The organism is Geobacillus zalihae NBRC 101842, assembly GCF_001544135.1.
Classification (GTDB): domain Bacteria; phylum Bacillota; class Bacilli; order Bacillales; family Anoxybacillaceae; genus Geobacillus; species Geobacillus zalihae.
Genome location: NZ_BCPV01000037.1, coordinates 21297 through 34446 on the forward strand (window position 1 = coordinate 21297; position 13150 = coordinate 34446).

Below are 13150 nucleotides of genomic sequence, written 5' to 3' on the forward strand. Positions count from 1 at the left end.
CCCGGCAAGATGACGACAAAAAAGCCCCGCCCAGCCGGCGGTTCCCGGGTGTTGTTTGCGCAGCACCATCCTTCTATGATGCGTCAACTACCCCCACTTCGCGAACGCTTGAAGTGAGGGCTTGCAACTCCCCAGAAGTGCAAACGGACTTCGTCCTCCTTCCTTGACTTGGGGTTGCATCAGGGGCAGGTTGACAACTGCCCAACCACGCAGGTCATGCCTGCATCGTTACCGATTCTCTCGGTGTGTCTGTTGGCAGTACTTGGCTTCCACACACAACAGACGGACCTACGATCGATGTTTGACGGTTGCAACGTTTCCTGCAACCAACTCCATACATCGAGCAGCCGTTATGGGAGTGCCTTTATTGAACGGTTTTCTCCACGCCTTTATTCTATCATACACAAAAGAAAGGGGGAACGCGCATTCCTCTCCCACTTACTCCCTTTGGTCGTTGAAGTGGGAGTCTCCTGCGCGAAATAGGATGAAGAAAAAAGCCGCCGAACAATCGGCAGCCTTTACCATCCTTTTCGTTTGCGCAACGACACAATTTGTGCGGTATGATGTTTCCCATGCCATGCATACAACGCGGTCAATACATACAGCGGCATCTCCCCCGCTGCCCCTTCCGGCCGAATGGTTCGGTGAAAATCCACCTCCGTCATCGATTCAAGCAACACCGTCCAGCGCGCATGCAGCCCGTCAAGCAGTAAAAGCGACGATTCAATCGACAATGTACGGGCATCAGCTGTTTTCGCCCATTCACTTTCCGCAAACGGCTTCACCGTTGGGCCGTCTTCCGTCACTCCCCATTTCGTGCGCAAAAACGCATTCATGCTTGCATCAGCCAAATGATGGACGACTTGGGCCACCGTCCAGCCGCCGTCGCGATACGGCGTGTTCAGCTGCTCATCGTTCAAGCCGGAAACAGCGGTTCTTAAGTCGTTCGGCAGTCCGCGGATGGCAGCAATCCACTTTTGCACCTCCTCAGCCTCAAAACGCTCCGGCTCTTGAAACGTTCCGATCGGGTAGCGAATCGGATCGACCGTCGCCATGTTGATCATCTCCCTTCCGTATTCATTCATTCCACACAGAAAGGCAAATTCCTTCTTATTCTTTCCAGATGTATACGCGCGCCTCGTACGGCTTCAGCTTAAAACGCGTCGCATTTTTATGCGGACGGACCGGGTAGTTCGAGAGCGCCAAATCGCTTGACTGAAGGCGAAAGCCGTCATAGCGGTAAAGTGAAGGACGATCAGATACGTTGACCATGATAAGCGCCCGATCGCGGCCAAGCGTTCTTGTGTACGCGTAAATGGATGGGTGGTTTTCCAAAAGCAGATCGTACGTTCCGTAAACAAACAGCTCGTTCGCTTTCCGAAGCTGAATCATTTGTCGATAAAACGACCATACCGAGTTCGGGTCGCGCCGCTCGGCCTCGACATTGATCGTACGATAGTTTTCGTTCACCTTGATCCATGGCGTACCTGTCGTGAATCCAGCGTTTGGGGCACCAGACCATTGCATCGGGGTGCGCGAGTTGTCGCGCCCGGTTTGCCAAATGATCTTCATCACTTCCTCATGCGTCCGGCCGTTCGCCCGTTCGAGTTCATACAGACGCAAGGCAGCGACATCGCGGTAGTCGCGAATGTCGGAAAATTGCACGTTCGTCATCCCGATCTCTTGCCCTTGGTAAATGAACGGCGTCCCTTGCATGAAAAAGTAGAGCGCGCCAAGCGCCTTCGCGCTCTCCGCCCAATACTCGCCGTCATTTCCCCATGTCGACACTGATCGAGGCAAGTCGTGGTTTTCCAAAAAGAGCGCGTTCCACCCACGGTTTTCCAATCCTTTTTGCCATTTCGTCAACGTCCGCTTCAACCGGCGGACATCGATCGAACCATCGGCTTTCCTTTTCCAAAGCCCTAAATGCTCAAACTGAAAAATCATATGAAACACGCCGTTTTCTTCCCCGACCCATTGTTCGGCCTCATCAACCGTTACTCCGTTCGCCTCGCCGACCGTCATAATGTCATATCGTGCAAACGTTTGCTCTTTCAACTCTCGCAAATACTCCATAATCCCTGGCTGGTTCATGTGCGCAGCAAATGACGGCACGTACTTCAGCCCCTTCGGATTTGGCAAATCGGGAAGACCCGGCTTTTTCTTAATGTGGGAAATCGCGTCGATGCGAAAGCCGTCGATGCCTTTATCCAGCCACCAGTTGATCATGTCATACAGCGCTTCGCGCACCTCTCTGTTTTCCCAGTTCAAATCGGGCTGTTTCACATCGAAAAGATGTAAATAGTACTGCCCCGTCCGCTCGTCATACTGCCATGCCGAGCCGCCGAAAATGCTTTCCCAGTTGTTCGGTTCGCGCCCGTCTTTGCCGTCGCGCCAAATGTACCAGTCGCGCTTCGGATTGTCTCGCGATGACCGCGATTCGATAAACCACGGATGCTCATCACTCGTATGATTGATGACCAAATCCAAAATGACTTTCAACCCGCGCCGATGGGCTTGGGCAAGCAATTCATCGAAGTCATCCATCGTTCCAAACTCATCCATAATGGCATAATAATCGCTGATGTCATATCCGTTATCGGCGTTCGGCGACCGGTAAATCGGACAAATCCAAATGATGTCGACTCCAAGCTCCACCAAATAATCCAGCTTTTCGATGATGCCGCGAAGATCACCGATGCCGTCGCCGTTGGCATCCATAAAGCTGCGCGGATAAATTTGATAGGCGACGCCCTCTTTCCACCATGTTTTTTTCAAGGCTGCCTCCCCCTTTGTGCACACGTTTTCACTATCCACTGTACACTACATGACGGCAATATACAACTCTCTTTTTCAAGACTAGCGAAAAAATGATTGATGAATATTTTTAGGCTGTTGTTTTCAATTGCCGCCCGTAAAACAACAGCCGTTTGCCAGACGATCGACATGCTGGCAAACGGCCGATTCGAACGATAATCAACGTTCATTAGCGGTGCGGCCCGCTTCGTAAATTTTCAAGTTATGATAGACGGTTTCAAGCATCGGGGCGTGGATGTCATACTGTTTCGCCAGCTCCAGCAAATACCCTTGCAAATGATCGGCTTCAATCGGCAGCCCTTTTTCCATATCACGCTGCATCGATGACTTCATCGTCGGGGCGATCTGTTCGAGCTGAACGCGCTGTCGTTCTGCCATCTCCTCAGTGAGCGGCGCGCCGTGCGCTTGCATAATCATTTTGATTTCCCCAAGCAGTCGGCTGATGATGACGCTCCCGTACTCGCCGGAGCGAATCGGCCCGATCGGGGCGCGGAACAGCGTCGTCACGCCCGACATCGTCGCGATAAACAAATATTTGTTCCACATATCAGCCGCAATTTGTTCGCTTAGGCGAAAACGGGCATTGGCGCCGGCAAACAGCGATTCGAGCGCCTTCACCCGTTCAGTCCGTCCTGCGGGCCATTCGCCGAAACGCATCTCATGCGCCGGGCTCGTTTGGATGATCTCCCCTCTCTCGTTTAACGTCGTTTCGATAAAGCAAAGCCCGCCTAAGACATTCTCGCGGCCGAACGCCTTCCATAACGCCTCCATATGGGCCATGCCATTTAACAACGGCAAAATCATCGTCGCCTCTCCAACATACGGTTTCGCGTCGGCGATGGCGCCGTCTAAATGGTACGCTTTGTTTGAGAACACGACAAGATCAAATGGCTCGGCCGATTCACCGGCAACAAGCAATCTCGGCGCCAATACCGCATCGCCATGGATGCTGTGGATGACAAGCCCGTATTTCTCCAGTTCCTGTTTTCTGCGCTCGCGGACAAGAAACGTTACGTCCACCCCTTTTTCAAGAAGACGGCCGCCGAAATACCCGCCGACCGCTCCCGCTCCGACAAACAGAATGCGCATCGTATGTACAGCTCCTTTCTCTACTTGAGGGTTGATCCTACGCTTCCAACGTCTTTCACAAAAGCCATGCCGCCAATCGAACATGTTTCTCCACGATGATAAACAAGAAGAAAAAAGGAAGAAGGGAACGCGCCCCTCCTTCCTTCTCGTCCGCTAGCAGCAACGCGACACTTTGCCGCCTTTGGCATTGTAGCGCGCCTCTTGCGCCTCGCAGAAAAACTCTTTCCGCGACTTAATCGGCTCGCCAGGGTGATGGGTTTTCATATGCTCAACATATTTTTCATAACTCGGCACGCCGACAAGCAAGTCAAGAAACTGCCGGCGATAGGCCAACACAGTTTGCAGCCATTTAGGCATAATGCTTCGCTCCTTCTCCATCGCGCGGCACGTACGGCGCTTCTTTGAGCGGCACATGTTTGTTTTGCAGCACTTTGATCCAGATGTTCAACGCCGAGATCAACATCGCAATCACAACGAGCATGAAAATCGCACACAATGTCGCATCAATGTAGTCGTTCATAATAATTTGCCGCATTTGCGCCTCATTCGTGGCCGGCGCCAAAATTTTGCCTTGGCTCAAGCTGTCTTGGAACATTTTTGCATGCGACAAGAAACCAATTTTAACGTTTTCATGGAACAGCTTTTGATACCCCGCCGTCAGCGTGACGACCAAAAGCCATGTCGTCGGCACGAGCGTCACCCAAACATAAGCCTTTTTGCCCATTTTAAATAGAATGGTCGTCGCAAACAACAAGGCGATGCCCGCCAACATTTGGTTGGCGATGCCAAACAGCGGCCATAGGGTGTTGATGCCCCCAAGCGGATCGACGACGCCTTGGTACAGGAAGTAACCCCACGCCAACACACAAAGGGTCGTGGCGATCAAGTTCGAGGCAAGCGAATCCGTTTTGCCAAGCGGCTTGTAGAACGTCCCCATAATATCTTGGATCATAAAGCGGCCGACGCGCGTGCCAGCGTCAATCGTCGTCAAAATGAACAGCGCTTCAAACAGGATGGCAAAGTGATACCAGAACGCCATAAGCGCCTTGCCACCGATGACGCTCGATAAAATGTGCGCCATCCCGATCGCCAACGTCGGCGCCCCGCCCGTGCGCGACAACACCGTTTGCTCGCCGACGTCTTTCGCCAGCTGCGCAAGCATATCCGGCGTTACGGTGAAACCCCATGACGATACCACTTTTGCCGCCTGTGCCACATCTTGGCCAATCACCGCCGCCGGGCTGTTGATGGCAAAATACGCCCCTGGCGTCAAGACGCAAGCCGCCACCATCGCCATAACCGCGACGAACGACTCCATCAACATCGCACCGTAGCCGATCGGCCGCGCATGGCTTTCAAGCTCAATCATCTTCGGCGTCGTGCCGGATGAAACGAGCGCGTGGAACCCGGACACCGCGCCGCAGGCAATCGTGATGAACAAGAACGGGAACAAATTGCCGGCGAAGACCGGTCCTGTACCGTCGATAAATTTCGTCACTGCCGGCATTTGCAAATCCGGCATCACAACGAAAATGCCAAGCGCCAATCCGACGATGGTGCCGATTTTCAAGAATGTGCTCAAATAGTCGCGCGGCGCAAGCAGCAGCCATACCGGCAGCGCCGAAGCGACAAATCCGTAAATGATCATTAAGATCGCGATCGTTTCCCCTTTGAGCGTAAACATCGCCGAAAGCGTCGGATGCTCTGCGACGTACTGACCGGCCACAATCGACAAAATCAACAGCACAAATCCCCCAAGCGACGCCTCTGCCACACGCCCCGGGCGAATGAAGCGCATGTAAATGCCCATCAAAATCGCAATCGGAATCGTCGCGGCGATCGTAAACATCCCCCACGGGCTTCCGATAAGCGCTTTCACAACAACGAGCGCCAATACGGCCAATAAAATAATCATAATGCCCAAAATGCCAAGCGCTGCGATCAAGCCCGTCACCGGTCCCATTTCTTCCTTGATCATTTCGCCAAGCGACTTCCCATTGCGGCGCATCGACGCAAACAAAATGACAAAGTCTTGCACCGCGCCGCCGAGCACAACGCCGATCACAATCCAAAGCGTCCCGGGCAAGTACCCCATCTGCGCAGCCAAAATCGGTCCGACAAGCGGTCCGGCACCGGCGATGGCGGCGAAGTGATGCCCGAACAGCACCCATTTGTTCGTCGGGACATAGTCTTTCCCGTCATTGAACACCTCAGCCGGCGTTTTCCGGTTATCATCAAGACCGAACACTTTGCGGGCGATAAACCGGCTGTAAAAACGATAGGCGACCGCATACGTGCAGACGGCGGCGACGATCAGCCACATGGCGTTGACCGACTCACCGCGGCTTAAAGCCAAAATGGCAAACGCGGCAGCCCCGAGGACGGAAATGAGCCCCCATAACAAGATCGATTTTAGTCCCTTCACACGGCTTCCTCCTTTTTTATTTGTCAAAATCCTTTACGCTACTATTATATTCATTATTCTGAAAAATTTAAAGATATTTTTTCATCTTCAACTAACGTATCGTTTGGTTCTATAGGAACGTTTTTCCCCATTCCTATTTCACAAAAGTATAAAACAAGTCTTTGGCGCAAAAAATGTAATTGCACCCATCGGCTTAACCAGCAACTGACTATGAAGCACCCATTGATTGTCTCCAGCTCCATCTGACGGCGCAATGGACAAAACAACGATCAACTACTATTTCAGTAAAGGGTTCGAGAAGGTGAAGGCGATCGAAGCATTGTTATGGAGCATTGCTTTGCCTGGATTCGGGCAACTGTTGAACAAAAAGTATATAAAAGGAATTTTGTTTATTGCGTTGGAATTTGTGATTAACACCCAATCTCATTTCAATGAAGCCATCCGCCTCAGCTTTTTGGGACGTACGGATGAGGCCGCCCGCATCATCGATATCGGATGGCTGATGTTTTATCCATGTCTATACTTTTTTTCCATGTGGGATGCGTTTAAAGACGCTGGCGGCGGGCAAACGCCGTACTCGTTTTTGCCGTTTGTCGTCTCCGCCTACTTTGTGACGGTCGGCTTGATGTACTCGGCGCACGTGACGATCGGCGGCGTGTTTTTTGGGCCGATTTGGCTGCCGATCTTATCTGTCATCCCCGGGCTCTCCATTGGATGGCTGCTGCAATTTCTGCTGCTGAAATGGAAATAGCCATCCGCTTGGTGATTGCCCCACCACAAAAGCCGCCAATTATTCATTGGCGGCTTTCGGTTGCGGCTCTTTAGCGCTTTTTCGTTTTTTCATCGTTCCCACCGCAATGACCGCAGCGACAACGAGCAACTCAAATCCATACTTCACAACAGGATTGGCAAAATACGCCTTTAAAAACGGCTCATCGACGATCATTTTCGCCGCCGTCCAGGCGAGGACACCGGCGCCGATCGTAATAATGATTGGGAAGCGCTCGATCCATTTTAAAATGAGCGTGCTGCCCCACACCATGATCGGCACAGAAATGAGCAGCCCAAGGATCACGAGGAGAAAACTTCCGTGCGCGGCTCCGGCGACCGCCAATACGTTGTCAAGCCCCATCAACGCATCGGCAATGATGATCGTGCGAATCGCCTCCCATAAATTTCCCCCGGCTTCAACATCGTCATGGCCCTTCCCCTCAACAAGCAGCTTATAGGCGATCCAGACAAGCAACACGCCGCCGACAAGCAAAAGCCCTGGGATTTTCAGCAGCCAGACGACAAAAATCGTCGCCAACGCCCGGATGACGACAGCGCCTACCGTCCCCCAGACAACAGCCTTTTTTTGCTGGTGTTTGGGCAAGTTGCGGGCCGCCAATCCGATCACAATGGCGTTATCCCCTGCCAGCAAAAGATCAATAATGACGATCGACAGCAACGCCGTCCAAAACTCTGCTGACAATAGATCCATGGAACAATCCCCCTTTACAAGTTATATTTTTCTTTTAATGAAATAGGTGCCCTGTTAATGATTTGTTGCAAAATAAATAGGAAGACGGCCAAATCATCGATCAAACCAAACAACGCAAGCCAATCCGGAATGAGGTCAAGCGGCAGCGCTATATACAAAAGCAGCAAACCGACGGAAAACAATTTTTTTCGCATTGGCACTTCATGAGAAACGAAAAATTCGAACAAAAACGGTAGAAAACGCCGGACATGGACGATGAAGCGAAGCCGTTTCCACCATTTGCGCATGTCATCCCCTCCGCTTTTTGTTCTTTTTGAAGCCGAACCTATCTTCTTTTACGATTATCTTCCCCCCTTTTGTTTCATGACATGAAAGAAGGCCTTTACCATCCTTGGTAAAGGCCTTCATAAGTAAAAGAGACCTTTACCCACATCGGTAAAGGTCTCGCTAACAACGTCGCCGTTGCCAACAAAGCCGAGGGCGTGCGCCCTGAACTGACGACTTTGCTGTTAAAGCTACTCCCCTTTAACATAAAGAAACTATATTCGTTTTTATATTTCCATGATATTCAATATTTATACCTGTTGTCAACTCTTTTTCTTGACAAGAAATGAATCCAATTTATTGCCCCGCCGTAAACTTCAAACCAATGACTCCGACAAGAATGCAAAGCAAAAACGTCACCCGCGGCGCGTTGACCGGCTCGTTTAAAAACAACATGCCGACCAAGGCCGCCCCGAGCGCTCCGATTCCCGTCCACACCGCATAGGCGGTGCCGATCGGCAACGTTTTTATCGCCAGTGATAAAAAGTAAAAGCTCGCCGCCATCCCCGCAATCGTCACAACAGAAGGCCAAAAGCGGGCAAACCCGTTCGTATATTTCAGCGCGATCGCCCATACAACTTCGAACAAACCAGCAACTATTAAACAAACCCACGCCATGCCCCGTCCTCCTTTTTTAGCGAAAATAAAAAAGCCGCGAGAACGATCGAAACGATGCTCCTCCCGGGCTTTTGTCCCTCCGTGTACGCGAGCCGCGCCGCGCGTTTTCTCTCGGTCACAGGCCAGCCGTCTGGCAGCTGCGGAACCCTAGAAAACATTCCCTGTATTTACTTGGCTACCAATCAGTATAACACGTCAGCCAAACGCTTGCAATCCATCCGCCTTCCGCGTATTTCCGACAGATGAAGGCCGAGGGGGCCCCCATCCGTCTTACACCGGGTCGTTATCGACGCCGCTGTACGATTCAATCGCTTGATCCAGCGCCCGATACGCCTCAGCGAAGGCGTTCGTCGCCGATTCATCTCCCGCCTCGGCCAGCTCCATTCGTGCATTGCGCGCGTGAGTCACCGCACGGATGACATCTTCGATCATTTGCCGTTTATCCCTGGCGCTCGCTTTTAACCGTTCAAGCTCATGAATCGCCCCATCAAGACTCGTCGAGCGCGGTTCGTCAAACGATTGTTCCAGCTGCTCTTTCACACGCTCCAATATTTCTTTCATGATCGCCCATCCTTTCTCTATTCGTTGTCATCCGCTAGTGTGGGCGATTGGCGGCAAACTATGCATTACCAAGACGCTGAAATTGTGTTTACTCATTTACGTGCACATCTTTCAAACCAGCCCAAAACGCGGCGATGATCGACAGGGCGACGATGATCATCGGCGCATACATGATCAAAAATGTTTGCATTATCCTTTTCCCCCTTCCCATTTTCCTTTAACGTACGCCTTGTTAAACAAAAAGAGGCGCATAAGCAAATAAAGTGACGGAATTAATAACAGGAGGCCGGCAATAAACGCGACGATCAACGCCATAGCCATCGTCTCATTCGTAAACCCGTCATAAATCGTCAAATACGGGTATAACAAATACGGATAATGTGAAATGCCATAGGCGTAAAAGGCGAACGCATATTGAAACAACAGCGCAATAAACGCCCAGCCGAACTGCCGCTGCCGCCAAAGCAGCCAAACGGTAATGACAAAAAACAAAAAGGAAATGACCAGCATCCACGCCACATTCCATAGGTTGGCGTAATGCTCGGGATTATGGTAGCGGAGCTGGTAAATAATGAGCAGCGCTGACAACATCGTCGGCCCGCTCCAAAGAAGAGCGTAGCGGCGCAACAGCGCCCGCGCCCGTTCATCCTTGGCCTCGTCCGCATAGTACGTTAAGAAAACGGCAGAAATGTAAAGAACGCTCGTCACACTGAGCAGCACAATGCTCCATGACAACGGGCTTGCAAACAGCTTCCCATAATCCAGCGCAACGCCTGAGGCGCCTGCCTCCACAAACCCGCCTTCGGAAATCGTCAACACGATGGACAGGGAGGCCGGAATAAACAACCCCGTCAATCCATAAGCGATTAAATACCAGTTCCGTTCCGTCCCCCCATACGTATGAAACGCATAGTACGAGCCGCGAATAGCTAACAAAATGATGGAGATGCTCGCCGGGACAAGCAAAATAGAACCGTAATAATACGCCGTTTTCGGAAAAAAGCCGACAATGCCGACAAAGAAAAAGACAAGAAAGACGTTCGTCACTTCCCATACAGGGGAAAGATAGCGCTGAATGATGCGGTGCAAAATATGCTGTTTGTTTGCCCAATGGCTATAGGCGCTGAAAAACCCAGCCCCGAAATCAATCGAGGCAACGATAATGTACCCGAACAAAAACAGCCATAACACCGAAATGCCAATGACTTCGAGCGTCATGGCGCCACCTCCCCGTTATTGGCCCGCTCTGCCAGCTCCCGTTCAACCGGGTTGCGGCGGAACATACGGATGAGCACTGTTGCGCTCGCAATTACTAACACCATATACAAAAGGCAAAACAACACAAGCATCGTATCCACATGCGCCGACGATGTCGCTCCTTCCGCCGTTTTCATATAGCCGCGCAAAATCCACGGCTGCCGCCCGACTTCCGCTAAGTACCATCCCGCCTCAATCGCAGCCATCGCCAGCGGCCCTCCCGCCACCAGCAGTCCAAAAAACCACTTTTTCGCCGTCCACTTCCAGCGGAAAATCGATCCGAGCCAATACGCGGCTGCGACAACCATTAAAAACACCCCGATCGTGACCATCACATCGAATAAGTAATGAATGTACAGTGGTGGGCGTTCATCTTCCGGAACTTCGTTCAGTCCGGTCACAACCGCAGCGGGATGGTTATGGGCCAAAATGCTAAGGGCATATGGAATTTCCAAGGCATATTTCACTTCCCCGTCTTCTTGGAGCGCGCCGAACAGGATCAACGGTGCATGGGAGCTCGTTTCAAAATGCCATTCGGCCGCCGCCAGCTTTTCCGGCTGGTATTCGGTCAAAAACTTGCCTGACAAGTCGCCGACAAGAGCGCTCGCTACGGAAAAAATGAGCGCCGTTTTCATCGTCAAATGAAGCGCCTTGCGATGGTACACGTGTCGGTTGCCCTTCCATAAATGCCACGCCGCGATCGAAGCGAGCACGAACGCCGACGTCATATACGCCGTCGCCAGCACGTGGGCGACTTTTGTCGGCATGGCCGGATTGAACATTGCGGCGATCGGGTCGATGTTGATAAGCTCGCCGTTTTTCAACTCAAACCCTTGCGGCGTGTTCATAAAGGCGTTCACCATCGTAATAAACATGGCCGAAGCCGAAGAGCCGATCGCCACCGGAATGAGCAACAGCAAATGTTTTTTCTGGTTTTCAAACCGGTCCCATGTATACAGATAAATGCCGAGAAAAATGGCTTCAAAAAAGAAGGCGAACGTCTCCATAAACAGCGGCAAGCTGATCACTTGGCCAGCCAGCTGCATAAAGTTCGGCCATAAAAGCGACAGCTGCAAGCCGATCGCCGTTCCGGTCACAACCCCGACCGCCACCGTGATGACAAAGCCGCGCGTCCAACGACGGGCAAGCAAAATATAATGCATATCATGTTTCCGAATCCCAATCCACTGGGCAATGGCGATCATAAGCGGAATCCCAACGCCGATCGTGGCGTAAATGATGTGAAACGTCAGCGTCAACTCTGTCAGCACGCGGCTGAGCCACACTGAATCATACTCGCGCATATTTCATCCCCCCTGTGAAAACAGCCGTCCCATCAACGAAACGAACACGGCGGCCGCCGCCAAAAAACTAATCCATATGAGCCACCCGAGTTCGACAGTCACTAGGCAAACAAAATGCCTCTCGCCCCTTGATACAAAAGGGATCGGAGGCATTTGGGCACACTTCGGGCGTGTATCTAGGTGCGAGGGTGGATGCCTAGAATCTTTGGAGGAGGTTCCAGCCCTAGAGCCGCAAGGAATAGCGCTTGTTTGGCCGTCAGTTCGGTTCGTTGATAAAGGTCGCCGTTTTTTGAAGAAAAATGTCCAAGCATGAGACGCTCGCATTCGTCTCTTACTTTCGGCCACGATTCATGAGTTCGGATCTCCACGATCCGAACCAGCAAGAGAGCCAGCCAACTGAGCAGCACATGCGCCCGGATACGGTCTTCCAAGCGATGATACATGGGGCGCAGCTCGAGTGTTGATTTCAACGTCCGAAAGGCCTGCTCGATATCCACCAGTTGCTTATACCCGAGCGCGACATCCTCGGCAGACAAGGTGTCATCGGAGGTTCGGATGAGATATTTGCCATCGTACTTTTCCGCTTCACGAACCGCTTGCTTGTCGATGCGAAGCGTTCCATCCTTCAATTGACGCAAGTATTTTCCGTAGGACGGATGGGAACGCAGCCGGCAGGTGGCCTTATGATGAGCTTCATTGGGGAGTTGGCGAAGCCCCTCCAACTCCTCTTTCAGCGATTCGAGCAGCTTTTCCCGTTCCTTGCGTTGGCGTTCGGCTTCGCTGGGATTGTACACGAGAACATAGCGCTGACGCGCTTCTCCGTCGCCCACGATGATTTCTTTGATATGCAAGTTCTCGCGAACTTGTTGGTAGCGCCCGCGACGGTTTAGGGCCTCTTCGACGGCGGCTTTGCCGGACCGCATTTTTTCGCCGACAATGTAGTGTCCCCCGGCCTGTTGCAAGATTCGCAAATTCTCTTCAGACGAAAATCCGCGGTCCATCACGCTGATCACACGCCCAAGCTTCCAGCCAATCAAGTCTTGTTTCACCTGTTTGATGACCGTCATATCCATCGTATTGCCAGGCCATACCCAAGCGCGAATGGGGACTCCTTCCCGGGTAACGGCCAGTCCAATGACGATTTGGACCAAATCGGGACGCTTATCTTTGGAAAACCCCTGCTTTCGAAGCGATTCTCCTTCTGGTGTTTCGGATGGATCCACTTCGAAGTACGACGAAGTCGTATCAAAGTAAATCAAATCGACTTCCAGG

General features: G+C 51.9%; 14 protein-coding genes and 1 riboswitch. Of the genes, 1 reads left to right on the forward strand and 13 read right to left on the reverse strand.

What is annotated here, in order from left to right; all coding sequences use genetic code 11:
- Positions 1 to 518: 518 nt before the first annotated feature.
- The 5 genes from GZ1_RS11265 to GZ1_RS11285 all read right to left on the reverse strand — a co-directional run bounded on the left by GZ1_RS11265 (position 519) and on the right by GZ1_RS11285 (position 6331).
- Positions 519 to 1055: a YfiT family bacillithiol transferase gene (locus tag GZ1_RS11265; protein ID WP_015374008.1), complete on the reverse strand. Its 537-nt coding sequence runs from the start codon at positions 1053 to 1055 to the stop codon at positions 519 to 521.
- Between the two features lie 55 nt (positions 1056 to 1110).
- Positions 1111 to 2778, reverse strand: a complete 1668-nt coding sequence (locus GZ1_RS11270; protein ID WP_015374007.1) for a glycoside hydrolase family 13 protein — start codon at positions 2776 to 2778, stop codon at positions 1111 to 1113.
- A gap of 198 nt (positions 2779 to 2976) precedes the next feature.
- Entirely contained in the window at positions 2977 to 3906 is a 930-nt protein-coding gene (locus tag GZ1_RS11275) for a ketopantoate reductase family protein (protein ID WP_060788497.1), read from the reverse strand.
- Between the two features lie 153 nt (positions 3907 to 4059).
- Positions 4060 to 4263, reverse strand: a complete 204-nt coding sequence (locus GZ1_RS11280; protein WP_015374005.1) for a YbdD/YjiX family protein — start codon at positions 4261 to 4263, stop codon at positions 4060 to 4062.
- Positions 4256 to 6331: a carbon starvation CstA family protein gene (locus tag GZ1_RS11285; protein ID WP_060788498.1), complete on the reverse strand. Its 2076-nt coding sequence runs from the start codon at positions 6329 to 6331 to the stop codon at positions 4256 to 4258. Before GZ1_RS11285 ends, GZ1_RS11280 begins: the two co-directional genes overlap by 8 nt.
- A 301-nt stretch (positions 6332 to 6632) precedes the next feature.
- On the opposite strand from GZ1_RS11285, the gene GZ1_RS11290 reads away from it, so the two are divergent.
- Entirely contained in the window at positions 6633 to 7082 is a 450-nt protein-coding gene (locus GZ1_RS11290; protein WP_060788499.1) for a hypothetical protein, read from the forward strand.
- 39 nt (positions 7083 to 7121) lie between these two features.
- Here the strand turns inward: GZ1_RS11290 and GZ1_RS11295 are convergent, their stop codons facing one another.
- From GZ1_RS11295 to GZ1_RS11325, 8 genes are all read right to left on the reverse strand, one after another.
- A complete protein-coding gene (locus GZ1_RS11295) occupies positions 7122 to 7814 on the reverse strand; it encodes a TerC family protein (protein ID WP_060788500.1) in 693 nt (230 codons plus the stop codon).
- Positions 7815 to 7828: 14 nt separating this feature from the next.
- Positions 7829 to 8101: a DUF1232 domain-containing protein gene (locus GZ1_RS11300; protein ID WP_060788501.1), complete on the reverse strand. Its 273-nt coding sequence runs from the start codon at positions 8099 to 8101 to the stop codon at positions 7829 to 7831.
- A 334-nt stretch (positions 8102 to 8435) separates the two neighbouring features.
- On the reverse strand, positions 8436 to 8756 hold the full coding sequence (locus GZ1_RS11305) for a DMT family transporter (protein WP_013523018.1): 321 nt from the start codon (positions 8754 to 8756) through the stop codon (positions 8436 to 8438).
- A gap of 58 nt (positions 8757 to 8814) precedes the next feature.
- A riboswitch (guanidine-I (ykkC/yxkD leader) is annotated at positions 8815 to 8918 on the reverse strand.
- 108 nt (positions 8919 to 9026) lie between these two features.
- Complete coding sequence (locus tag GZ1_RS11310) at positions 9027 to 9317, reverse strand: hypothetical protein (RefSeq protein ID WP_033013879.1); 291 nt, start codon at positions 9315 to 9317, stop codon at positions 9027 to 9029.
- Positions 9318 to 9405: 88 nt separating this feature from the next.
- A complete protein-coding gene (gene cydS / locus GZ1_RS19865; RefSeq protein WP_011230110.1) occupies positions 9406 to 9507 on the reverse strand; it encodes a cytochrome bd oxidase small subunit CydS family protein in 102 nt (33 codons plus the stop codon).
- Entirely contained in the window at positions 9507 to 10535 is a 1029-nt protein-coding gene (locus tag GZ1_RS11315) for a cytochrome d ubiquinol oxidase subunit II (protein ID WP_060788502.1), read from the reverse strand. Before GZ1_RS11315 ends, cydS begins: the two co-directional genes overlap by 1 nt.
- Positions 10532 to 11878, reverse strand: a complete 1347-nt coding sequence (locus GZ1_RS11320; protein ID WP_060788503.1) for a cytochrome ubiquinol oxidase subunit I — start codon at positions 11876 to 11878, stop codon at positions 10532 to 10534. Before GZ1_RS11320 ends, GZ1_RS11315 begins: the two co-directional genes overlap by 4 nt.
- Positions 11879 to 12054: 176 nt before the next feature.
- On the reverse strand, positions 12055 to 13150 hold a 1096-nt coding region (locus tag GZ1_RS11325; protein WP_060788504.1), incomplete at its 5' end, for an IS1634 family transposase.

Excerpts from the sequence above, each read along its gene's own strand:
- GZ1_RS11315 (WP_060788502.1), bottom strand. The coding sequence starts at position 10,535 with ATGACGCTCGAAGTCATTGGCATTTCGGTGTTATGGCTGTTTTTGTTC.
- GZ1_RS11310 (WP_033013879.1), bottom strand. The coding sequence starts at position 9,317 with ATGAAAGAAATATTGGAGCGTGTGAAAGAGCAGCTGGAACAATCGTTT.
- GZ1_RS11275 (WP_060788497.1), bottom strand. The coding sequence starts at position 3,906 with ATGCGCATTCTGTTTGTCGGAGCGGGAGCGGTCGGCGGGTATTTCGGC.
- GZ1_RS11300 (WP_060788501.1), bottom strand. The coding sequence starts at position 8,101 with ATGCGCAAATGGTGGAAACGGCTTCGCTTCATCGTCCATGTCCGGCGT.
- GZ1_RS11265 (WP_015374008.1), bottom strand. The coding sequence starts at position 1,055 with ATGGCGACGGTCGATCCGATTCGCTACCCGATCGGAACGTTTCAAGAG.
- GZ1_RS11305 (WP_013523018.1), bottom strand. The coding sequence starts at position 8,756 with ATGGCGTGGGTTTGTTTAATAGTTGCTGGTTTGTTCGAAGTTGTATGG.
- GZ1_RS11280 (WP_015374005.1), bottom strand. The coding sequence starts at position 4,263 with ATGCCTAAATGGCTGCAAACTGTGTTGGCCTATCGCCGGCAGTTTCTT.
- GZ1_RS11295 (WP_060788500.1), bottom strand. The coding sequence starts at position 7,814 with ATGGATCTATTGTCAGCAGAGTTTTGGACGGCGTTGCTGTCGATCGTC.
- cydS (WP_011230110.1), bottom strand. The coding sequence starts at position 9,507 with ATGCAAACATTTTTGATCATGTATGCGCCGATGATCATCGTCGCCCTG.
- GZ1_RS11320 (WP_060788503.1), bottom strand. The coding sequence starts at position 11,878 with ATGCGCGAGTATGATTCAGTGTGGCTCAGCCGCGTGCTGACAGAGTTG.